Source organism: Marivirga lumbricoides, from assembly GCF_014636295.1.
GTDB lineage: Bacteria > Bacteroidota > Bacteroidia > Cytophagales > Cyclobacteriaceae > Marivirga > Marivirga lumbricoides.
Map to the genome: position 1 here is coordinate 12,497 of NZ_BMEC01000026.1, position 22,116 is coordinate 34,612.

Sequence of the window (22,116 nt, forward strand, 5' to 3'; positions counted from 1 at the left end):
TCTAGAAGTGAATAGAATTTAAGGTTCATGTCTATACAGTGTATTTAAGAAAAGTTTTTAATCAATGAATTCGGTTGGTATTCATATTCCTTAATGGCTTTGTTGCAAGCATCCATTACGATTAGCTTATCATATTCATCAATGCTATTTGAAATGACGTTATTAGTATTTTAATTCCCCTTAATATGAATGATATGTAATCGATTAGCCATGTGTTGTAAAACAATAATCATCTTCCTTTCAAGTGATTTCGGTATCCTTCCTCTGTTAACTCGATAAGCATCCTTAACAAGGTATTCTATAATATGTGATGGTAATGGTAAATCACTTCTAAGCTTCCAATCTTTCAATAAAACAATGATTTGCTTTTGCACATCTGAAAACTTGTTTTTCTTCAACTTTGTCAAATCAGTCTTCTGAATCGTTGAATTGTCAATTAGAAATCCCTTTTTATTAACAAATAAATATCCGGAACTACTATTCTTTTTTGAGAGTTTGTAGGGAGCAAAGTCTACCCAGGATTCCAAGTGCCCAACTACAACACAAACTCCAATTGACCTTTTTTGCTTCCTGACATCTATGATGCCCAATACTCCTATTCTCTTTTTGAAGAATTTGTATACCTCATCATACATTTCTTCATTATTCGGGAAGCTCTTAGGATAAAACGGAACAGCGATATCAATGTCATAAGAATCATGTAGTGCTGTCCCCTTCTCCGTAGATCCATGTGGAATTAGCTCACCACTGATTTTATCTTTAAACTGTTTAGTAAACGCATTACATATTTTATTGGCCGCTTTTTCCAAGCTTTTAAACTGGGGATCTGATTTATCTAGCATTAATAAACCTGTGAGGCCGAATAAGTGAGCATTAAGATCGATTGGTTTTTCTAAGGAATTTTGATAATCCCTTATTGCACCAATTCCGAAACCAGCAAGCCCCCCTATCGCTGCACCTTTGCCTGCTGAAACTAAAAATTCATCCCACTTGAATTTTAGATTCGGGTCTTGATCCATCATATTCAACTGCTTTATTAAGTTTAAAAAGGCATTTCCTAACCCGCAGATTACGGCACCAGTTTTAGCATATGAGTTTTTTTTCATGATCTATTTTCCTTCATCTAATTCAAAATTTATTGCATCAGCATAGGCACCTAAGTCAATGGCAGCAACCGTTCCAATGGTCTGTTGTAGATATCTCATTAACTGAAAGAAAAATGACACAAGTGAGTTTTCCGCTTTGCTAAAAGTCATTTTATCATATGTCCTTGTATCGTAGTAGTTAGTAATCCACTCTTGCAGGTTATTAATATTCCAATCCTCATCTCCCTCGTATTCAATATAAAATGCGCCAAATTCAATAGCACAACCCATATCAATGGATTGAATTCCACTTAGAGATTCAAATTGTTTTTCTAAGGTCTCATTTTTTGCAATTGTATTTTCACTGGCCAGTATACCCCCTATTATTTTAGTTAAAGCTCTTGGAGGAAAAGGTCTACCCCTATCAATAATATTGGTTGACGTACGGTGTAGCTTTCTAACACTTTCAATTTTTCTGCCAGCGTACTCTATATAATTTATCGACTTATCCTTAACCTTCCCTGAACCTTTAAAGTCAGGCTTAACCTCAAATATGGCATAGACGCCTTCAGCCGGTACATAATGAATTCCATTTTGAGTAAATACGAAAGGAGTGTACTGCTGATCATATATTACTAGATCAATTTGATCACTGAGTTGCCCTTTACTATCAATTATAATTGCCTTATCAACACAATATCTATTTGGTAAATACTTTTTAAGCCACTCAATCCAAACATTTTCTAATGAGTCACCTTTTGAACCAGGATGATCGATAAACTCACGATTGGTATTCAATTGAGCGAGCATTTGCTTCTGCAATCCTTCAAAAAGATCCGGTAAAATGATTTTTAATGCACTGCTTCAGGTGGCTTGCTTCGATAGTCCACTGAGTTGTTGAATTAAAGTTTGTCCATAAGCCTTGATATAAAATCAAAATTAAAACTACCATCCGAATGACTAGCTCACTACTTATATTTTAGGAGTACCGATTGGTTTTCCAACTTAACATAATATCTCTATCTTTGAGATTTTAATGGTATTTATGTTCCTAAGTTCTATTTATAGGCACTTCGATAAAACTCTCTTCTAATTTCAATAAGCACTTTATTCAATTCATGTATGTCTGGTTGGTCTGGAAGAGCGCATTTTTCATAAACATCATTTATGGAGGCAATCTTGCTCTCAGCGATTTCCACTAGTTCTTCATATAAAAACGCTCCTTTCTTTATGCCGAGAAGGTAATCTCTATCCTCCCTCCTAACATTTAATTGACCCTCCAAACCAATCTCTTCACACATGGTTAGCAACCTGATAGTGTGCATCATGTTCTTGGCATCATAGTTTTGACCGTGATCTAAGGTATTTTGATAACGAGTGTCATTTCGTTTTTCTACCCATTCCCAATATTCCTTATAATCTTTACAATATTTAGAATAGGCAGACTTATTGAACGACATAACAGTGAATGGCTGAATGCCTTTAGGGATAGAACTTAATGAAACTTCATTTGCATTTTCCTTTCTGGCGATCCCCTTAAATGATGTTTCTCCATAGTACAATCCATACATTTCATGCATGTGCGGAATTCTAGAAAGTCCACATTTGGATTGCTCCAGGTTATCCATCTCTAAAAATTCTCTCACAGGGATAGATCCTTGATCATGAGCAACAAAGCAAAAGTCTAAAACACCTTTTCTTTCCTTTTCAACTGGATTTAGAATCTTCTTATTCAATCCTTTAGCTTTTCTCACCTGTGTCATGGCATAGCCACCAAAGCTCTCTTTACATTGTTTTGAAAGGAGATTCATGGATCTTAGTTTTTCAAATGCCGGGTGAAGCTTGCGTACTGAATCATTTGGGGTATAGAGTAACTCAAGTATGTTGGGATTGCTTTTTGAGAGTAGCTCCACAAAGCGCTTTAACTCGTAATAAACAATGTCATTCGTTTTATTGCTAACTTGTTCTACATAGTTCAAACTAAAATAGTCTTCCTCAGGAAGTATATATACACCTTTTATATCAACATCTGACTCAGGAGTTGCTAAACCATAGGCATGGCTCCCACTCAAACAGTCAAAAACGATAATATCCTTTGAATAGAGTTCTTCTAATGTCATTTTTTTGGGTTTCTTATCCCCCGCTGGCGGGGGCTTGGGGGTGGAACAGTTGCATTATCCTCAATCCACTGATTAATACTTTTCTGGACATATTCTATATGCTGTAATACTTCTTCATCTGTATACCGCAAAACCGTAAAGCCATGATTTTCCAGATCTGAGGTTCTTTTCTCATCGTTGAGAACTACCTCTTCGTATGAATGGGTAATTCCATCTACTTCGATAATAAGATTTAACTCTTTGCACATAAAATCTGCTATATAATTAAGGACTGGTCGTTGCCTACGGAATTGATAGCCTTTCATCATTCTCGCTTTCAATACATATTTCCATAAACAAGCTTCTGCTTTTGTCATGTTCTTCCTTAAGGAGTTGGCAAATGGCTGAAGTTTGTTATTATAATTTTTGTTGGTCATATTATTAAATGTTTATAAACGATGATTTTATCCACCCCCTACCCCCGCCAGCGGGGGAAACGCTCCTTACAACTTTCCGATAGAACTCATCCAACTTCTCTATATCTCCATTAGCTGAAGGAAGCTTATTGGCTATAGCTTCATTTTCCCTGATTGTTTCACTCAGAAATGCATCAATCAATGGTTCTCTTTTGTGTAAATAATCCTCTTTTTGGTGCGATTTCAGAACGATCAATTCCTGAATTTTGTCCTGCACATTGTCCGAAATGATCTCAAACATCTTTGGTAATTCTATAGGTGGAATCGTCTCTTTCTCGCACACCCATTTTCCTGCAATTGCTGTCCGAAGTGCATAGAAGTATTTCTTCAATTTCACTTCATTGCTTTCCTGGCAGGCTTCAAAGTACTTTTTCGACATGCTCAAATAATGGTGCATGACTGCAATTGGTGAAAAGTACTCCTGACTTAACTCTTGCATACCTTTTAAGAAATGATCATCAGATTGATAGATAATCGGTGATTGCAACCATTCCAGTAAAGGTGGGTTTGACTTCCATAGTAGTCTTAGGACTTTCTTGATTTCCCAACCTCCAATATCCAGATCCTCATTAATGGGAAGATCAATGGTGTCTTTTTTATCCACTAATGACAGATGCCAGTCCAAATCCTGTGCATAGATAAACCGTACATCATAATCGCTATTTGGAGAAGGAAATCCCCAGGCCCGCGAGCCTGATTCGCAAGCGTATAGGATTTTTACTTCATTTATATTCTCAATATTCGATAATTTCTTTTTAATGATTCCTTCCATTGATCTACTTCTTTGAATTATTCTTGATTCAAAGTAAGAGTACAACTACGCAATCTTTTTGCGTAATTAAAATAATTATTATAAACCAGAGCATTTCTTTTCCAAAATACTTCTTGCATCGTTCATGAAAGCTTCCAGATATGGAATGATCATAGAAACATGATGCTCTTTAGGTCTAGATGAATTACTCAAAACAACTTTATCGGGGTGAAAAAGAAAGTGATTTTCCATTACCTTTTGAACGTCATTATGTGCAAAGGAGCTTAACGAACTATACAAAAAATGATATTCAGGCTCCATTTTAAGCGCTTTAAACTTATCCTTTATAGTAAATATTTTGGGTACATCATGATTCGAGATCATTTCAATATCAGATTCTAACTCATACTTCCTACTTATTAAAGGAATTCTATCTTCGATTATTAAGTCTTTACTTTGTAATACATGATTAAGCGACCTTAATTCTTGCTTGCAAGAATCGAGAATTAGTCTCTTTTCATACCCATTTATTTCAATCACAAGCTTTAAGTCCAAATAAGTCTCAACGAATACTCTGCTTATCAACAGAAAACTATGTATTCGGTTATTCTCTCTTAAGAAATCCAAGTCTTTAGCTAGTTGAATTAATGAGATAAAATATCCATACAATAGTACATTTCTGTTCGATCCATCCTTAGGAATTTGATCTATTAGAATATCACATTTATCCAATGCACCTTTGAAAATATTTACATTCTTCATTGCTAATAATTTAGTATTTATCATAACATAGGATTTACTGCCTCACTTTAGCCAGCTCAATCCTTAAATACGTTTAAAAAACTATCCTTTTGCAACTTGTTCAGTGAAAAGTCATAATCTGCTTGGTCACTATTTCTGACCGTTTCAGCCCCCAATTCTAAAATCAATTCTCTGAAGGAGATCGGGTTACTCCATTGCTGGTACAATGCCCTGGTTGCCGTCATCGACACCTCTGAATTCCCTGAGACTCTGCATTGGCCAGCGCCAAAATTCAGCAAAACGAAACATTGCCAATCCTTTTCAGGCATGAGCATGCCAAGAATAGTCTGCCTTTGAACAGACTGACTTTTTGCTTCCATAAAGAGGTTATTGGGATCCATCATGTAGTCATAATTAACTTCATGTCCCCTACCCACTATAATCTTGTATTCACAATTTCCGGCACCGTAGTACACGTTATTTTGTACAAGCGTTGGAGCTGACAAACCATTTTGAGCATGCAAATATTCAACGGCACCTTTTGATGCATCGGTCATATCGCCAGAATACATCAAGTCGCCAGACTTTCCTTGCTTATAATGCGCGTTCCACCCCACTTTTCCTCCAATATTCAAGCCTGATAAGTCCAAATCATCTGCCCCCCATTGGTTCTCCCAGTAGATACCTACAGCCAATGACTCGCCATAAAATTTACTACCAGTGGGTATATTGCCCACATACATTTTTTCAGAAGTCGGCAATGCATACTCTACATCCTCTGGAAGAAAGAACTTTTTACCCGTTAGATCAAATCGGTCTTTTAAATATTCATATAGGTAATCGTAGTTGGGCCAAACGGCACCCGAAACCTTATTCGATTTTATGAATGATTTGCCGTTTCTGATACGATAGGCAAAAGCATATTGTCCATTCATTCGCGAGTGGCATGCTGAGAGTGCCTTGAATAAAGCGAAAGGAGTAGCATTATCAAGCCAATGCTTATCATTATCTGATAACATGACGCTGGTCACCAGATTCAAAGGATTGACTACAAGTGGTTTATGGTACGACTTAGACAGTTTTGATATCTTATTGATCGTTTTAGGACATTTTGATTTGAATGCCAGAAAAAGGGGCTTAAAACGATTAAAAATCTCAGCCATTTTTTCCAGACCAAACTTTTCAAATGGTACAGATGGATTATAGTTCGAAGCTTTTATAGCCTCAATCACTTCAGTACTTTTTATCAAGAGTGAATCATTCGTTGCTCTATAAATGATGTAGCGAAAAAACTGCATAGTATCAGTGGGCAATACCCCGTACATATCAGCGATCTTAACTATCGCTTCCTTGTTCTTAATATTTTCGTCTCCTTTAAACGCATAAGACAACTCATCTACAAGAATGGAGAGCAAATCATTGATTGTTTCTTCTTTTAAGGCAATACCAGATTTTAATAACTCCAGGCACTTTTGGGTCATTTCCTCAACGGTAAAAGCGCGCACTATTTGGAAGGTCAATTTTACATCCGGTACATTCAATACTTCCTTAGGTATATAGATTTCTCGTTGAAATTGACTTCCATAAGTAGAAAAGTAATGGCTGACTTGATCTTGCCACAACTCAGTTCGGGAGCTCTTCAGGATCTTCTTCCATGACTTATGAAAAGTCTTATTCAGATCAAGACCATCTAACTTCTCCTTTTCATAAAAGCTTATAATCTGCTTTTTTGCCCATAATGCATCTGACGCTATGATGTAGCCCTGCTCAGACACATAAGGTTGATCATTTGACTCTTTGGCTATTACTGCATTAAATAATTTAAGCGTTTTCATTTTTTAATTTATCAATAAGTGAGGAGTATGTTTAAGGATTATAGGAACTCCTTTTACCTATTAAATGACCAGCGGGAAGTAAGTTTTATCCGAAAAATATAGGAACTTCCTGTGCCGGATTTTTAATACCATGTTGTCACTGTCAATGGACTAGTTTCTAACAATGTTTCAAAGTTGAATATGAAGTGCGCAATCTTTTTGCGTAGATGAAAAAATAATGAAATAATTTTTATTTTTCTTCAGGGCATCTCAATGAGCGGGGAGGATCAATATCAAGCAATGATAAATGCCAATGCAAACCACTTTTTTTATCTACAAATCGCAGCTCTCTCTGATACGCAAATGACATTGATAGTCTTTTGTTAATTATTTGGTAGCTTGGCTTTTGCTTCAATCATAGCTTCTGCAATAGCCGCATGAAGTTGTTCTAGCATCAGTTGCACCAATTTACTCTCAAAAGTGCTAGTAAGTTTAGTTAGACCAGTAGTCATTTTTAACAGAGAGTATGTAGTGAACTGCATAGGATTCAACATTCCGTATCGTGATGGCCCAGCTAAATATCCTCTTGGAATGTTGATATCATTGAAACCAAGACGAGTAAACAGTCCCTCTGGACCAGCATGAACGCCCTTGTTTGCCCATTGATAAAACGGACGCAAATAATCTAGCCCTACTTTTTCTTCAAGCCCTTTGAAGTTTCGTTTTCTATTTGAAAGAAATTTTATTGTCCACCCATACTCTTTTAGAAAACCTGCACCATAAAGATCATGCAGTTCATCTCGTTTTTTCTGCAACATCTTTACTGTATCTCCATCCGAAGGTCTCCAGTTCAATGTAGCGTGATGAATTTCGTATGTTTCTAAACGTTTGAGCTTTTCGATAAATTGGTATTCATAGAACATCTTTGATACCTCCAAGTCATTAGTAAACAGCGTAAGAAATACAACTGAGGTTTCATGCAGCGTTCGCCATCTCGCTAAAGCAGCATCAGCATAACCACATTTGATGAGAGCATAAATTTCATTTGCAATCTGACATCCTTTAATATGGAGGTGTAGAAGCTGTGAGAACTTCAGTTTTTCATCTTCAGAAAATTTATCCATCTTAAAATGGTCAGTCATATCATTGTTAACAGTAACAGTCAAGTCTATATACATCAAAAACATTTCTAAACCATCACCATGAATTTCTTCATTCCATTTAAGGAATTGGGCATAAGAGTCTTGAATTTCGTTTATTCGCTTCCCCTCATAGAACTGACAAAGCCCACTCATGAAAACTTTCGCTGTTCTTTTTAAGAGTTCAGGAGACTTCTCCTTAATGAGTGTATTGAACTCTTTGTCACTTCCACTGAACTCCTGTTGAATTTCAGCGAGTGTATCTTTTATTATTTCATTAAGCTTAAACATATGAGTCTTGCATTTTTCGAAATTGTTTTAATATCTTGATTTTCAATTATAACCTCGGATCCACAGCCTCGCTTTCCAAAGCAAGCACTCCAAATACACATTCATGAACCTTTCTTAAAGGTTCTTTTTTAACAAATCGATCAAGGGCTTCTAAGCCAAGGGCAAATTCTCTCAATGCCAAAGACCGCTTTCTCCCAAGGCCTCTGTTCTTCAAAACTTTTAAGTTCTCCTGTAAAGTATACTCAGGTCCATAAATAATCCGTAGGTACTCCTTTCCCCTACATTTGATAGCAGGTTGAACCAATCCTTTTTTACCATGAGCGACAAAATCCAATGGTTTCACCACCATGCCCTCTCCTCCTTTTTCTGTCAATTCTGTCCACCAAGCTATGGCTGATTCTATTTGAGAGTCATCATCTAAATCAATTAATTGATAGGGCGTTGCCACCATCAGTTTAGGATCAGCTTCACAAATAGATTTAATCGTTTCCATATGCCATTCATGGTTCTTATTCATGTGAGTCTCTCCATCTGTAGCCAGAATATGAAAGGGTGCTAGTTTGTAATCATCTAATCCATTAACAGGCCAGCAGTAGTTACCATAGGCTTTGGTGTAATCACCAATCATTTCACTTTTAGCCATATAACTTTCAAGCAATTGATCTACCCCATCTATCCCTCGTTTTTGAGTGATTTCTAAGTTGCCAATTACATTAGCTAAAGCAGCTGAAGCCGAAGCTCCTACAGACGCATACTGGTCTTTTAATAGTGATTGAGCTTTTGCAGACCATGGCATTAACTCTGTATCTAAACAAACCCAATCCGTATTGAACTTTGTCCAAAATCCAGAATGGGTGAGTGCCAATTGAACCCGATTTAAAAATGCATTCTCTAATGCCGAATCGTTAAAGAAGTTTCTGCCCGTTCTTGTGAAACAGGCGCCTATTCCTTCGTTCTCAATCCCGAATCGCTCTTTTACGGCATTTTCATCCTTGCAAACTACCAAAATAGCTCGTGACCCCATATGTTTTTCTTCACAGATCACTTTATCGATTCCCTGACTTTTGAAGTATTTAAACGCCTCTTTCGGATGCTCTAAATACTCATCAATATCACTGGTTTCAGAGGGTGACATGGTTGGAGGTAAGTAGATCAACCATTTCGGGTTCATGGCAAACCGACTCATCACTTCCAGGGCAGCAATGGAGTTTTCTTCTCTGATGGTAATATTGTTTTGAAGACTTGTAGCAACAATCCTTTTTCCAATAACATCATCTATATCCAACAGATCATCCAATTCATGCTGGTGCGACAGTGAAGAATCTGCTTCTAATTTATAAGGCCTTGCTGGCTCAGCATACATCATTTTAGCAGGAACGGATACTAATTCTTCTTCAGGATATCTCAATGCAGTAAGTTTACCGCCAAATACGCAACCAGTATCAATGTCAATGGTTTTGTTCAACCACTGTGCTTCCGGAACAGGCGTATGTCCATAAACTACTTTTGCCCTTCCTCTATAATCGGCAGCCCAGTTGTGTCTTACCGGTAATCCAAACTCATCCGTTTCACCTGTGGTTTCTCCATACATACAAAATGATCGAACTGCTCCGCTGCCTCTCCCCTGCATTTCTTCTTTCAACCCTGCATGCGCAATCACTAATTTGCCTTTGTCAAAAACATAGTGACTCACCAAACCATATAAAAACTCTTTTACCGTGTTCTTGAAATCTTCACTTTCTTGAGAAAGCTGTTCTACAGTTTGCTCTAGTCCGTGTTTGATTTGTACATTTTTACCGCTCAGGTATTTCTGAAGCTTCATATCATGGTTTCCAGGCACGCAGTATGCGATCCCCGATTTCACCATGCTCATGACTAGTTTTAATACTGCGGGTGAGTTAGGTCCTCTATCAACAAGATCTCCAAGGAATAAGGCTTTTCTTCCTTCTGGATTTGCGACTTTATATCCAAAGGATTCATTGTCATACGCTATTTCATCAACATTGTATCCGAGTTTCTGAAGCAACTCAATCGCTTCATCTATACATCCGTGAATATCTCCTATGATATCGAATGGGCCACTAACCTCTTTTTTATCATTGTAAAGTTTCTCTCTTTGTATCTTTTGTATAGCATCTATTTCTTCCACTGAACTTAAAACATGAACATGCCTAAACCCTTCTCTTTTAAGGTTTCTTATGGATCTTTTAAGTTGTGATCTCTGTTGTCTCAATACATGCTTGCCAAAATTTCTGTCAACTCTTTCATCGTTTCTTGCCTGGCAAATCTTTTCAGGAACATCTAGCACAATGGCTACAGGCAGGCAATGATAGTCTCTTGCCAATTGAACTAATGGCTTTCTTGCTTCAGTTTGAACATTTGTAGCATCAATTACGGTTAAATGTCCGTTTTTCAGTCTTTTTGAAGAGATGTAGTGCAGCAACTCAAATGCGTCAACAGTTGCAGCCTGATTGTTTTCATCATCTGACACCATTGCACGACACTTGTCAGAAGATATGATCTCGGTTTCCTTGAAAACTCTTTTAGCAAAAGTTGATTTTCCAGAGCCGGAAACTCCAATAAGCACTACTAATGATAGTTCTGGTATTTTTATTTTATTCATTGTCTTAACCATGATTCATTTTATTTGATGATGAGCATTTCCCAATGTATTGTGCACCTTCATTGCACATCCAATTATTTTCTGAGCTACATCGCTGTATATATGCTCATTTCAATCCTGTTTATCCTATAATCATTTAAAATCAGAGTTCTGACAATTTAAAAATGGCCATTTGAGATGGTGCACCTACTTTTTCATCTTCTTCACCAACAGGTTTGATTTCAACATCATACCCATGGGAGTTGGCCACCTGTCCAGCCCAATTGCTGAATTCTTTTCTTGTCCACTCAAACCTGTGGTCGGTATGCCTGAATGAATCAGTTGCCATACTTTCAAAAAGCTCGTTATACTCTCTGTTAGGGGTAGTTAAGACCACTACTTTTGGTTTAGAGAATTCAAAAACCACTCTTTCAAATGATCTTAGTCTGTTTAAATCCAGGTGTTCTATCACTTCAATAATGGCTGCTGCATCATATCCATCCAGTCTTTTGTCTCTGTAAGTCAAAGACCCTTGAATCAGTTTGATTCTCTCTTTTTGCTTTGGAGACATTTCGTTATAATGCAACTTCTCCATTGCTTTTTCAAGTGTTTTATAGGAAACATCCACTCCAAGAATCTCTTCGAATTGCTTCTCTTTCAAAAGCGATTTCAACAGCTTACCCTCACCACAGCCCAGGTCAACCACTCTCTTAGCCCCTGAATTTTTAAGCTCTTGCAGCGCTAATTTTAATCTTTGGTGATGCAATGATTCTTTCTTTTTTACAACTTCGCTTTCCTCTTCAACTTCAATGGGTTGTTCCTCTAAATCATTTTCAATTAGTCTGTCGAGTGCATTTCTTGTTAATCCTCCAATTCCTCTGAGGTACCTTTTAGTGATTTGCTCTTTTTCAGGATGATTACCTAGCCACCCCTCTCCTTTTGCAAGCAGTTTTTCAACCTCTGATTGATTGACCCAATAATGTTTATTCGTATCAAGTACAGGAATTAAAACATACAAATGTGATAGCAATTCTTTGAGCTTGCATGCTCCTTTTAAATTCAATGTATAATACTTACTGTCACCCCACTCTGGGAAATTAGCATCCAATTGGTGTCTTTGAAGAATTACCTCATAACCAAGAGGCTCAAAAAGCCGCCTTATTAATAATTCACCACCCTTTGGGGCTGGTAAAACTGAGATTTTAACCTCGAAATCCATCACCTGATCTAACAATTCAGGACGCTTGCTACATTTACCATTTAAGGCAGTGGAAAACGCTTTGGAAATAGCAACACTCATAAATGAAGAAGCTACATATGGCCTGTCATTCACATAATGAGCCAAAGCAAAATCACTCGAATTGTTCCGATTGTTCTTAACCAATTCTATTGGATTGATATCCAATAAAAGATTGACCGAACAATTATCTGTTGTTGCTTCTGAATAAAAAATGTGAGCTTTTCCGGTTGCTAACTCCACTGACTGTAGCTTATCCGGGTGTTTATGCAACAGGAAACTCAAATCTGTTGCAGGATTATGTGTTGTTGATATATTTAGTAACATGATTTCTTATTGAGACCGCTAATTAAAAAATAAGCTACGCAATCTTTTTGCTCATTAAAATTTATTTCCAAAATTCCCACCATTTGTTTGAAGTACTTTCTGTTTTAATAACATTTTCCGGAAAGTTATTGGGAATCATATCAATTTTCTTTGTTCTGGATTCAAACTTGCTCAAATCCTCACCAGGGTGGGTTCTTAACCAATCTTTTATTTCTGCCAGAAGCTGGCTTGCCTCTTCTTGTATCTCATTGATCATCTGCTCTCTACTCCTGTTAAAGTATGCGTAATCTTCTAACTCATATTTATTATAACCAATACTTGTGAGATACGGGTAGTTTTCATATCCCAAATCACAAAAGTCTGCTAAGATTGTTTCCGGTTCTTTACAGCCTTCTGAGAGTGTCTCCAGATTTGCAATGATTTTCCAGTCTGTAAACTCTCGCTCTTCAAAAAATGAAAGAAAAAGTGTTTTAAACTCATAGTCAACCCCTTGCTGATTATAATTAAAGATATACAATTGCAGAATTAACTCTTCATCCATTCTTTCAGATAGCTGTATATTAGAGTAAAGCCAGTTTTCAAATTCTTTCATCTCAACCTGCTTTTCTATGACCTTAAAAATTCTCTCTTTTAAATCCTCCATAGTTCTTCAATTCACTATTTAATTCTTCAGAGCCCCAGACGGGATTCGAACCCGTATGCGTTGGGAAACACGCTTCCCTACTTTGCTTCTCTGAGAGGCATTTCGGTGCTGTGACCTACTGGGCTATTAACCGCAATTCAGTCTTCCGGAAACCAACTTATTATGCAACCAGTCTCAACTGTTTTACTGTGCCCTACCATTGGAGCTACAGGGGCATTACTTAATAATAAGTCAAATTTGAGCACCTAATGCGCAACCTTTTTGCGTAGATGAAAAAATAATGAAATAATTTTTGATTTATTGTAATCTCGACACACCATATGTGATATATGACCGAGTGTAAGCCTACCCAAAGAAATGACTTGGCTCAACTCAACCTATTGGTATTGCTTCAGATAGCTCTGTTAATTTCATTTGTTTTATATGGAGTTTCCATAGAGTCAGTTATTGCCATAGGTTAGTTCAGGTATAATGACTTCAAACGTACTTCCTTTACCAACTTCACTTAGCAGTGTAATTTTTCCTCTTAACTTATCCACCAACGATTTAACAAGTGACAAACCAAGTCCGTTGGAAGCCTCACCTCCGGTAGGTTTTGCTGAGAGTGTTTTGAACTTAGAGTATAAACTTTTTTTATCATCCTCCGTAAAGCCAGGGCCATCGTCTGTTACTATTAATTTAAGCTGCTGATTGTCTAATACGGATGTTATCTTTACGGTAGAATTAAACGATGAGTATTTAATGGCATTTGAAATCAGATTATCAACAATACGTTCAAGGTATAATTGATTGGTAATAAAATTTCGATCAACGGAAATATTATTCTGCAATGTAATATTCTTATGCTTAGCATCTTCTGTGTAATGGATAAGCTTCTCTTTTAATAAATACTCTACATCTACCTGACCTACATTTTCATTGGCTTCACCTGCTTCAAGCTTGTTTACATCTAATACGTTTTTGATTAGGTCGCTCCCATTAATACTCATTTGATCAATCATATGTATGTACTTATCTTGGTTTGACTTATCTACTTTTATTAATTCAACCAATCCTCTAATCCTGTTAAAAGGAGCTTTTAAGTCATGAGCAAGAATGTTCATTAAGGTGTCTTTCTGTAGATTAAGATCTGCAAGTTTATCTTTTTGATTGCTTAGCTTCTCATTAGCTCGTTTCTTTTTATTAGAATTTGCTTGAACTGTAAACGCAAAAATGACTAATACGATCAGTAGTCCAGTTAGTGAGAAGTTCCTAATTCTCTGTTCTTCAAGTAGTTCATTATTTTTCTTTTTTTCTATTTTTAAGAGTTCATTTTCTTGAGCTCTTTTCTCGAGGGCTATTCTTGATTCATGCTGTTGCACTAACCGCGCTTTTTCTATATCCAGGAACTTATTTTCAATCTCATTGTAATTTTTGAAGTATTCTAATGCTCTTTGTGCATTCCCTTTTGCTTCATAGCTTTTGGACAAATACAGATAAGATTGTTTTAGCTCTTTCCAAAAAGCTGAATTTTCAGCGGCTTGAACGACTTTTATATGGAAAGCAATAGCTTCATCGTAATTACCTAAATCATAGTTTAGTATGCCATATTGATTATACACTTTCATCAATAAGTTCTGATTGGTGATTCCTTCTGCGATATCCTTTGAGGCTTCCATTAGGCGCTTTGCTTCTTCATACTGCTGATCTTTTCTATAGAGATTAGCGATTTCAGTATTTACTTCAGCTTTCAAAACCAGGTTATTTTTTACACTGTCACTGTAAACCCTCGAATTACTCAACATTTGGTGGGCTAAGTCATTCTTATTGGCAGCGGAATAAATTTTCGCTAGTTCCAGATAGCTGAAAGCCACACCTACCACCAACCCCTCATCTATACGGATTTTTAAAGCTCGCTTCGACATCTCTTCTGCCTTGATATATGATTTTTGGCTTTGGTAGAAGGTAGCCAGGCTGGAGTATATATAGGTTAGACCGATTTTGTTATCTAATTTCTCAAATATATCTAGTGCTTGGTAGTAATAATCTATGGCTTTATCATAGGCTGCTGTCCCTTCAAAAAGCCTACCCAAACTATTAAGTGCATGAGCATATTGTAAGCTATCTTGCTTTTCTAATGCTAAGTCTTTGGCCTTTTCATGATAATCATATGATTTTAAATAGTCACCTTTATAGAGATAAGCTACCCCCAGATAGTTATATGTTTCCGGTAAAAGCTGATCGTTTTTATAGAGTTCTATTAATTCAATTGAAGTTTTTAGAAAATAGATAGAGCTGTCAGGATACATTTTACGATACTCCCAACCTAATTGATTATAAGCTTCAGTTTTTTCAGTTGGCGAACCTTCTTGAATAACTTTTTTAGCCTTAGCAATATTGCCAATCGTCTGTCCATTTGCGTTCACACATAGTATGAAGAATAATGTAATTAGGACATATGTAATTCCTGTCGATTTCATTAGTTTTAAATAAAGGAATAATAATTTGAAATATAACTACCTAAAAGTTAATTTTCAAAAGTCACTTTTTTGGAACCAATTAGCGATTCTATATTTTACTTCCGTGGTAATTTCATTCACAATAAAAAACAAATGGCACAATGGTTAAGTTTTGCAAATATGCATAATTAAGATTGTATCTGGCTGCATATAACTGATGGCACTCAGGCTACAACCTCCGCACAAGCTTTTGCCGTTGTGCCATTTTTCCAGGTATCATCTCTGAATGAATTTTCTTCCTTCAAAGACTAACACCGCATTGCCTCGCTCCAGACTCAAATGCTGCATCCATTGCTCGTTGATCAATTCGCGCTGCTGATCTATTTCAAAAGATTTTAGCAACTGCTCCAGCTTTTTGAAGGCCAACTGTTTGTTTTGATGCTGAGATCTGGCCTCTGAAGAAGTCGTGCTCACCCCTGTTGGAGCATGTGTGGCTCTCACAGCGGTCTCCACTTTATTTCTATGCTGTCCACCCGGACCTGACCCTCGAAAGGCTTTGTAGCTGACATCCGAAGTTTGCAACGCGACCCCCTTCTGTGGTTTAAAGAAGGAAACACCAACGAACCAGTTCTTTCTTTTATGATACTTGCGGTACGGGCTCTGTCCTATCCACTGTATGGTTCCTTCCCAATCGCCCATTTTGGATTTTGCCTGATCACCTGTAATGGCAACAAGTGCTGAGAACAGTGTCCCGTTTTGCAAACCTTCCTGCCGATCAATTACTTCCGAATGCAATCTCTGCCTCTTCGCTTCTTCCAGCAATCGCTTAAGTGCCTGGGCAACCACCCAGCAGCATTCTGCCGGGCCTCTACCTGCTGAAATCTGGATATAAATGGTTTGATTTCTTTCCATCATTTCAGTTTTTATCCATTCTTACAATTCTTGGCTCAAATTGGCCAATTACCTCTACCAGTTGCTCCTGAGATGCCATCACCTGAGTGAGATCTTTGTAAGCTATAGGAGCCTCATCCAGTCCACCACCAATTAAAGTGATTTGTTCCCTGCTAAGGATCTTCTTGAGCTCACTACCAGTAATGGATGCTCTTGCCTTGCTTCGGGACATTTTTCTACCCGCACCATGTGAGACACTCTTCAAGGAACAGGCATCACCCTTCCCTCGAACGATGTAACCCGCTGCTGTCATGGAACCTGGGATGATTCCCAACTCACCTTGAGCGGCTGGAGTAGCTCCCTTACGGTGCACAATCAACTCTTCTCCTTCGTGCGTTTCTTTCCAGGCAAAATTGTGGTGGTTTTCCACTTTTGCTATGGGTTTCAAACCAAGGTGCTTGGCAAGGTTATGATGAATTTGATCATGGCATGCCCTGGCATAATCCCCTGCCAGATTCATAGAAATCCAATATTCCTGTCCCGCTTCTGTATCCAGATCCAGCCAGGCAAAATGCTGAGCCTGCCGAGGTAACAAACATTGCTCCCGGGCCACCTGTGTATAGTGCCTGGCGATGGATGCACCCATGCCACGTGAACCAGAGTGGGCCAATAACCCCAGGTACGTGCCTGGGACAAGTCCCAAAGCATCTCCCTCATGTAGCGTCACCATACCAAATTCCACAAAGTGGTTACCAGAACCGGAAGTACCCAGCTGTTTTACAGCCTTGCCATGAAGCTGACGCAGCAGATCTGTAAGTGCAAACTCTGGTCTATCCAGTATTTCGTGCTCCTGTTGAAAGGATATCTCCCCTCCTGTTCCAAAATTGGTGCGCTCTTTAAGCGCCATTTTGAATTGATAAGCATGTCTTTTCAAATACGCTTCATCAGCGTCATATAAAGTCAGACTCATCCGACACCCTATATCCAACCCTACTCCATAAGGGATTACCGCATTTTCAGTAGCTAAAACACCGCCTATAGGCAATCCATAGCCTTGATGTGCATCCGGCATGAGTGCTCCTCGCCTTGAAACGGGTAAACGCATGGCCATTTCCATCTGTTGGAAGGCATTGCTGGAAATATGTGGCCTTCCGAAAACTGAAAATTCTCCAGATTCTCTTAATAATTCAATCTCTGATCGCTCTTTAAAGCTCATTGTATCATCAAATTCCGATGCAATAGCACCCAGAATATCATGATCCAGATAGTTTTGAAAGTTGTTTTTGATATCTAATAATATCGCTAGTTGCTCTTCTTTAGAGCTGTGTTTGTAATGTTTTGCCATTACGTCAATAGCCAAGGCTATTGATCGATTAGACGAATATTTAATTTTTCTAAGGTCTTTACCTTTTAATTTAATCTTGCCCATAAAGCATTAAAATATGGTAGCCCCTTGTAGCAAATTACTACAGCTGATTGATGTATAAACAGCAATCAAATCCCAAAAGGAATAGGCTAATAAATAATTGATTGAAGTGTCGGGAAGATTTGAAGAAATTGCTTAGTCAGCAAAAGGCACAAAAAAACCCGATCGTTGGGACCGGGCACAAAAAGTATATCAGCTTAGCATTCTTAAGAAGCTAAGCTCCCGGTCAATAAAGCGATATGTATTTTCTGCACCATCATTGTGACCTCCCTTCAGTTATAGGAGTGAATTAATAATGCAAATGTAGAAGCAATTTGTCCTAAAAACCAAGAGAATTGGAAAATTATTTATTGCGCAATATCTTTGCGTAGTAAAAAAGTTCTTATTTTTCCGTGAAATTCCACCCTTGAGGGAGAATAAAGCTGGGTGTTTTATGTCTGGAAACAGGGGAATTAATAAATAAAATTATGCCGGTAAATAGAAATGCTTTAATTAGATATACAACGCTTGATAAGTGCCTGAGAAACAAGTATAGAAGATGGACTCTGGAAAACCTTATTGACACTGTCTCGGATGCGCTATATGAATATGAAGGAATAGATAAAGGTGTTAGTAAACGTACTATTCAACTTGATATTCAAATGATGCGCAGTGATAAATTAGGGTATAACGCTCCTATTGTGGTTGAGGAGAAGAAATACTATAAATATTCAGACCCGGATTATTCCATTACTAATAGCCCGCTCACAGATAATGATTTAAATAAACTTAACGAAGTGGTTGATATCCTCAGACAATTTAAAGGCTTCTCTCATTTTCAGGAAATGACTGGTATGATCCAGCGTTTAGAGGATAAGGTTTACACTGCTCGTAGTAAACAAAAGTCCATTGTATTGCTTGAAACCAACGAAAACCTTCGAGGTATATCATATCTTGATGATATTTATCAAGCCATTCACAAAAAGCAGGTGTTAAATTTACTATATCAATCCTTTCATGCCAGGCAAGCCAATATGATCCATTTTCATCCTTATCTCTTGAAGGAATATAGAAACCGATGGTTTGTTTTGGGGCGTAGAAGTGCGAAAGAGCCTTTAGTTACGCTTGCATTAGACCGCATTAAGGAGATTACAATTGCCGAAAACCTTCAATATGTGGAAAATTTAGCTTTTGATGCTGAAGAACATTTCAAACATGTGATTGGAGTAACGGTTGATCAGGTAAAGCGTCCTCAGAAGGTTCATCTGAAAATTGATCGGAAAAACGCTCCCTATGTGATTACAAAACCCCTCCATAGTTCGCAGGAGGTGATTTCTACTTCCAAAAATGGCATAGAAGTCATACTGAATGTTCAAATAAATTTTGAACTGGAAAGGGAAATATTGGGATTTGGAGACTCTATTGAAGTTATTAAACCGGAGAAGCTGAGAAGCCGTATTCTTTCAAAGCTCAAAGCTGCTGTTGGCAATTATGAATCCATTAATGAAAAAAAAACAGGTTAATGGAGTTTGGGAATATTCATTAACTTTATTTAACCCATTAAAGATTATAATTTCTCCACTCTGTTGGGATGTAGAAAATAAATTTAATACACTGATTATCAAAAATAATACATACTAAATACTTATTGACTCAATATTCAATTCAACCAAACCATATAAACGGTTAGCCAGGCGAGCCATTAACGCAGCATCACCAGTTGTCAGAAACAAATCAGTGCTTTTACCATGTAACTCATTAGGCAGGTCTGAAAAATTCATCTTGAGCGTTTCTTCCATCGGATCTAGTATTGTAACTTTTCCATCATAGTAAGCTTTCAATCTTTCCGCAATTAAAGGATAATGTGTACAAGCCAGTAAAAGTCCATCAATCTGTCCTAATGGTGCTAAGACACTGTTTAAATGAGAATCAAACTCAGCTTGTTCGGTCCAATCATTAAATATGGTGGAGAGCAAGAAAACGAGTTAGAAAACTATCCTTCACTGGCCAAAGCCTTAATCGTAGGTGTGGTGCTCATCTTTTTCATCCTGCTATTCCAGTTCAAAAAACCAGGCTTTGCTTTACTCATCATGACTACCATGCCCCTTAGTTTATTGGGTGCAGGCATAGGACTGTGGCTGACAGGCTACCCTTTCGGTCTGACTTCCTTCTTGGGCATCATGAGTCTGATGGGAATAGTAGTAAGGAATGGTATCATCCTCATAGACTATGCAGAGGAATTGCGCAACAAAGAAGGCATGTCCATCAAAGAAGCAGCCCTGGCCAGTGGCCGAAGAAGGATGCGCCCGATATTCCTGACCTCTTTCGCGGCAGCTATCGGAGTGGTTCCCATGATTATGAGCGGCTCTACCCTATGGGGGCCTCTTGGCTCAGTGGTCTGCTTTGGTCTACTCGTATCTATGATACTTACCTTATATGTATTGCCGGTATTGTATTACCGATTGTTCAGAAAGTCATAACAAAGAAGAATTTACAAATGAAAAGATTTTTGATAGTAATTACCGCGTGTTCGATAGCTGTTAGCAGCTACGGACAAAATACGCTGAGCCTGGCAGACTGTAAAGAAATGGCCCTGCAAAGCAATGTAGCCATGAGAAACAGCCAACTTGAGTTGGAAGCCATGCAGGAAGTAAAAAAGAATGCTTCCACTAACTATTTCCCGAAGGTGAACGCATCCCTGTTTGGCATGAAGGCTATCAGTCCAATTGTGGAAATGGACGTTCCGGGAGGCAATTTACCTGTGTATGATGGCAACCCAGCTAATTTGGCGACAGCCACGGAATTTGCCTATTTCCCCGGACTAAATATGGGTTTAATGGAAGAGGCTCAACTGGCATCCATCAACCTGGTGCAGCCCGTTTATACGGGAGGACGTATCGCCAATGGAAACAAACTGGCTAAGCTCGGTGTGGATGTAAAGGAAAAGCAGTTTGCACTTACAGAAGATCAGGTGCTTTTGCAAACAGAGCAACAATACTGGCTGATCGTGTCTTTGCAGGAAAAGGAAAAGACCATTGCCAAGTATGAAGAATTGCTGAGCAGTGTGGAAAAGCAGGTCAACGATGCGTACAATTCTGGGTTGATCCTCAAAAATGATCTACTCAAAGTACAGCTCAAGCAAAGTGAACTACAAGCTAATAAGAGCCAACTAACCAATGGTAAAAAGCTGGCCACCATGCAATTTTGTCAGACCATAGGGATCGACTATGATTCCATGCTTGTATTGTCAGAAGATTTGCAGGAAGTCAACCTGCCACAAGCCTATTTCACCCAGTCAAAGGAAGCTGTTTCTGGTCGAATTGAGTATGAGCTATTGCAAAAATCGGTAGAAGCAGAACAGCTGCAAACCAAAATGGCCAAAGGGGAGCTGATGCCCCAGGTAGCTGTAGGTGCATCCGGTTTTTATCTGAATGGCGTCATACCTGGTGCAGATGGAAGGAACAACGGATTGTTGTATGCCACAATCTCCATTCCGATATCAGACTGGTGGGGAGGCACGCACAAAGTCAAAGAACATGAGGCAAAGGTACGTATCGCTCAAAATACCTTTGACGATACCCAGAAACTATTGGTACTGCAAATTGAAAAAGGCTGGACGGATGTAACCCAGGCCCACGAACAGGTGCAGCTCATGCAAACTACAGCCAGACAAGCAGAGGAAAACCTAAGAGTTACCCGGGACAGCTACAACAATGGGCTGATCACAGTATCTGACCTGCTGGAGGCCCAGGCCATCGTAGTGGAAACGGACGACAAGCTTATTGAAGCAAAAACCAAATACCGCCTGGCCATCGCTACTTATTTACAGTTAACGGGTCGCTAACCTATCCATTAATATGTTAAAAAAGCGACTATTCATCCCAGTCAAAAAGCTCCTGATTCATTCAGGAGCTGGCTTTTGAATATCTTAACATGGTTCAGGATTTGCCATCGGGTATTCTGTTTATTATGTGGATACACACTGCGAACCATCGCCCCCTATGCGGCAATGAGCTAATCTCCCAAAGTTGAACGTAAGCTCATTAGAACCGTCATCGTAAGTTAGCCCCTATAATTGAATAGGTTCAAAATGAGAATTATATTTGGTTATTAAAGTTAGCAAAAGAGAGGGAACAAGACTATTACTCGTCATTGATCATAATAGATCCATCGCAAT

General features: G+C 38.2%; 18 protein-coding genes. 3 read left to right on the top strand and 15 right to left on the bottom strand.

Annotation, left to right across the window (positions count from 1 at the left end; genetic code table 11):
• Positions 1-170 precede the first annotated feature (170 nt).
• The 14 genes from IEV85_RS24025 to IEV85_RS24090 form a co-directional block, all read right to left on the bottom strand.
• Positions 171-1,106, bottom strand: coding sequence for a nucleotidyltransferase domain-containing protein (locus IEV85_RS24025; protein WP_188467821.1), 936 nt, complete (start codon positions 1,104-1,106; stop codon positions 171-173).
• 3 nt (positions 1,107-1,109) lie between these two features.
• Positions 1,110-1,883: a DUF6602 domain-containing protein gene (locus IEV85_RS24030; RefSeq protein WP_229712723.1), complete on the bottom strand. Its 774-nt coding sequence runs from the start codon at positions 1,881-1,883 to the stop codon at positions 1,110-1,112.
• A gap of 260 nt (positions 1,884-2,143) precedes the next feature.
• Positions 2,144-3,205, bottom strand: a complete 1,062-nt coding sequence (locus IEV85_RS24035) for a nucleotidyltransferase domain-containing protein (RefSeq protein WP_188467823.1) — start codon at positions 3,203-3,205, stop codon at positions 2,144-2,146.
• Positions 3,202-3,621 carry an endonuclease domain-containing protein gene (locus IEV85_RS24040; protein ID WP_188467824.1) on the bottom strand — a complete coding sequence of 140 codons (420 nt, stop codon included), beginning with the start codon at positions 3,619-3,621 and terminating at the stop codon, positions 3,202-3,204. The genes IEV85_RS24035 and IEV85_RS24040 overlap by 4 nt, the downstream gene beginning before the upstream one ends.
• 4 nt (positions 3,622-3,625) lie before the next feature.
• On the bottom strand, positions 3,626-4,432 hold the full coding sequence (locus IEV85_RS24045; RefSeq protein ID WP_188467825.1) for a nucleotidyltransferase domain-containing protein: 807 nt from the start codon (positions 4,430-4,432) through the stop codon (positions 3,626-3,628).
• A 78-nt stretch (positions 4,433-4,510) separates the two neighbouring features.
• Positions 4,511-5,197 carry a DUF5677 domain-containing protein gene (locus IEV85_RS24050; RefSeq protein WP_188467826.1) on the bottom strand — a complete coding sequence of 229 codons (687 nt, stop codon included), beginning with the start codon at positions 5,195-5,197 and terminating at the stop codon, positions 4,511-4,513.
• Between the two features lie 32 nt (positions 5,198-5,229).
• Positions 5,230-6,987: a hypothetical protein gene (locus tag IEV85_RS24055; RefSeq protein WP_188467827.1), complete on the bottom strand. Its 1,758-nt coding sequence runs from the start codon at positions 6,985-6,987 to the stop codon at positions 5,230-5,232.
• Positions 6,988-7,349: 362 nt separating this feature from the next.
• Positions 7,350-8,396 carry a DUF5677 domain-containing protein gene (locus IEV85_RS24060; protein WP_188467828.1) on the bottom strand — a complete coding sequence of 349 codons (1,047 nt, stop codon included), beginning with the start codon at positions 8,394-8,396 and terminating at the stop codon, positions 7,350-7,352.
• 46 nt (positions 8,397-8,442) lie between these two features.
• The gene (locus tag IEV85_RS24065; protein ID WP_229712724.1) at positions 8,443-11,019 is read right to left on the bottom strand and encodes a polynucleotide kinase-phosphatase; all 2,577 of its coding nucleotides are present in this window, start codon (positions 11,017-11,019) and stop codon (positions 8,443-8,445) included.
• 142 nt (positions 11,020-11,161) lie between these two features.
• Positions 11,162-12,562, bottom strand: a complete 1,401-nt coding sequence (locus IEV85_RS24070; protein WP_188467830.1) for a 3' terminal RNA ribose 2'-O-methyltransferase Hen1 — start codon at positions 12,560-12,562, stop codon at positions 11,162-11,164.
• 61 nt (positions 12,563-12,623) lie between these two features.
• The gene (locus IEV85_RS24075) at positions 12,624-13,205 is read right to left on the bottom strand and encodes a hypothetical protein (RefSeq protein ID WP_188467831.1); all 582 of its coding nucleotides are present in this window, start codon (positions 13,203-13,205) and stop codon (positions 12,624-12,626) included.
• Between the two features lie 440 nt (positions 13,206-13,645).
• Positions 13,646-15,664 carry a tetratricopeptide repeat-containing sensor histidine kinase gene (locus IEV85_RS24080; RefSeq protein WP_188467832.1) on the bottom strand — a complete coding sequence of 673 codons (2,019 nt, stop codon included), beginning with the start codon at positions 15,662-15,664 and terminating at the stop codon, positions 13,646-13,648.
• Positions 15,665-15,919: 255 nt separating this feature from the next.
• Entirely contained in the window at positions 15,920-16,558 is a 639-nt protein-coding gene (gene prfH / locus IEV85_RS24085; RefSeq protein WP_229712725.1) for a peptide chain release factor H, read from the bottom strand.
• Position 16,559: 1 nt separating this feature from the next.
• Positions 16,560-17,963, bottom strand: a complete 1,404-nt coding sequence (locus tag IEV85_RS24090) for an RtcB family protein (RefSeq protein WP_229712726.1) — start codon at positions 17,961-17,963, stop codon at positions 16,560-16,562.
• A 464-nt stretch (positions 17,964-18,427) separates the two neighbouring features.
• Here IEV85_RS24090 and IEV85_RS24095 point away from each other — a divergent pair, with 464 nt between their 5' ends.
• Positions 18,428-19,462, top strand: coding sequence for a helix-turn-helix transcriptional regulator (locus IEV85_RS24095; RefSeq protein ID WP_188467833.1), 1,035 nt, complete (start codon positions 18,428-18,430; stop codon positions 19,460-19,462).
• A 114-nt stretch (positions 19,463-19,576) separates the two neighbouring features.
• On the opposite strand, the gene IEV85_RS24100 is transcribed toward IEV85_RS24095, so the two are convergent.
• The gene (locus tag IEV85_RS24100) at positions 19,577-19,915 is read right to left on the bottom strand and encodes an aspartate/glutamate racemase family protein (RefSeq protein WP_188467838.1); all 339 of its coding nucleotides are present in this window, start codon (positions 19,913-19,915) and stop codon (positions 19,577-19,579) included.
• Between IEV85_RS24100 and IEV85_RS24105 the strand changes: the two genes are divergently transcribed.
• Both IEV85_RS24105 and IEV85_RS24110 read left to right on the top strand, forming a co-directional pair.
• Complete coding sequence (locus IEV85_RS24105) at positions 19,880-20,419, top strand: efflux RND transporter permease subunit (protein ID WP_229712727.1); 540 nt, start codon at positions 19,880-19,882, stop codon at positions 20,417-20,419. The genes IEV85_RS24100 and IEV85_RS24105 overlap by 36 nt on opposite strands.
• A gap of 17 nt (positions 20,420-20,436) precedes the next feature.
• Positions 20,437-21,783, top strand: coding sequence for a TolC family protein (locus IEV85_RS24110; protein ID WP_188467835.1), 1,347 nt, complete (start codon positions 20,437-20,439; stop codon positions 21,781-21,783).
• The last annotated feature ends 333 nt before the right edge of the window (positions 21,784-22,116 follow it).

What these genes read in the sequence shown, in the direction of transcription:
- IEV85_RS24075 (WP_188467831.1), bottom strand. Translation starts at nt 13,205, where the DNA reads ATGGAGGATTTAAAAGAGAGAATTTTTAAGGTCATAGAAAAGCAGGTT.
- IEV85_RS24065 (WP_229712724.1), bottom strand. Translation starts at nt 11,019, where the DNA reads ATGAATAAAATAAAAATACCAGAACTATCATTAGTAGTGCTTATTGGA.
- IEV85_RS24060 (WP_188467828.1), bottom strand. Translation starts at nt 8,396, where the DNA reads ATGTTTAAGCTTAATGAAATAATAAAAGATACACTCGCTGAAATTCAA.
- IEV85_RS24055 (WP_188467827.1), bottom strand. Translation starts at nt 6,987, where the DNA reads ATGAAAACGCTTAAATTATTTAATGCAGTAATAGCCAAAGAGTCAAAT.
- IEV85_RS24070 (WP_188467830.1), bottom strand. Translation starts at nt 12,562, where the DNA reads ATGTTACTAAATATATCAACAACACATAATCCTGCAACAGATTTGAGT.
- IEV85_RS24045 (WP_188467825.1), bottom strand. Translation starts at nt 4,432, where the DNA reads ATGGAAGGAATCATTAAAAAGAAATTATCGAATATTGAGAATATAAAT.
- prfH (WP_229712725.1), bottom strand. Translation starts at nt 16,558, where the DNA reads ATGATGGAAAGAAATCAAACCATTTATATCCAGATTTCAGCAGGTAGA.
- IEV85_RS24110 (WP_188467835.1), top strand. Translation starts at nt 20,437, where the DNA reads ATGAAAAGATTTTTGATAGTAATTACCGCGTGTTCGATAGCTGTTAGC.
- IEV85_RS24095 (WP_188467833.1), top strand. Translation starts at nt 18,428, where the DNA reads ATGCCGGTAAATAGAAATGCTTTAATTAGATATACAACGCTTGATAAG.
- IEV85_RS24050 (WP_188467826.1), bottom strand. Translation starts at nt 5,197, where the DNA reads ATGATAAATACTAAATTATTAGCAATGAAGAATGTAAATATTTTCAAA.
- IEV85_RS24025 (WP_188467821.1), bottom strand. Translation starts at nt 1,106, where the DNA reads ATGAAAAAAAACTCATATGCTAAAACTGGTGCCGTAATCTGCGGGTTA.
- IEV85_RS24035 (WP_188467823.1), bottom strand. Translation starts at nt 3,205, where the DNA reads ATGACATTAGAAGAACTCTATTCAAAGGATATTATCGTTTTTGACTGT.
- IEV85_RS24090 (WP_229712726.1), bottom strand. Translation starts at nt 17,963, where the DNA reads ATGGGCAAGATTAAATTAAAAGGTAAAGACCTTAGAAAAATTAAATAT.
- IEV85_RS24080 (WP_188467832.1), bottom strand. Translation starts at nt 15,664, where the DNA reads ATGAAATCGACAGGAATTACATATGTCCTAATTACATTATTCTTCATA.
- IEV85_RS24040 (WP_188467824.1), bottom strand. Translation starts at nt 3,621, where the DNA reads ATGACCAACAAAAATTATAATAACAAACTTCAGCCATTTGCCAACTCC.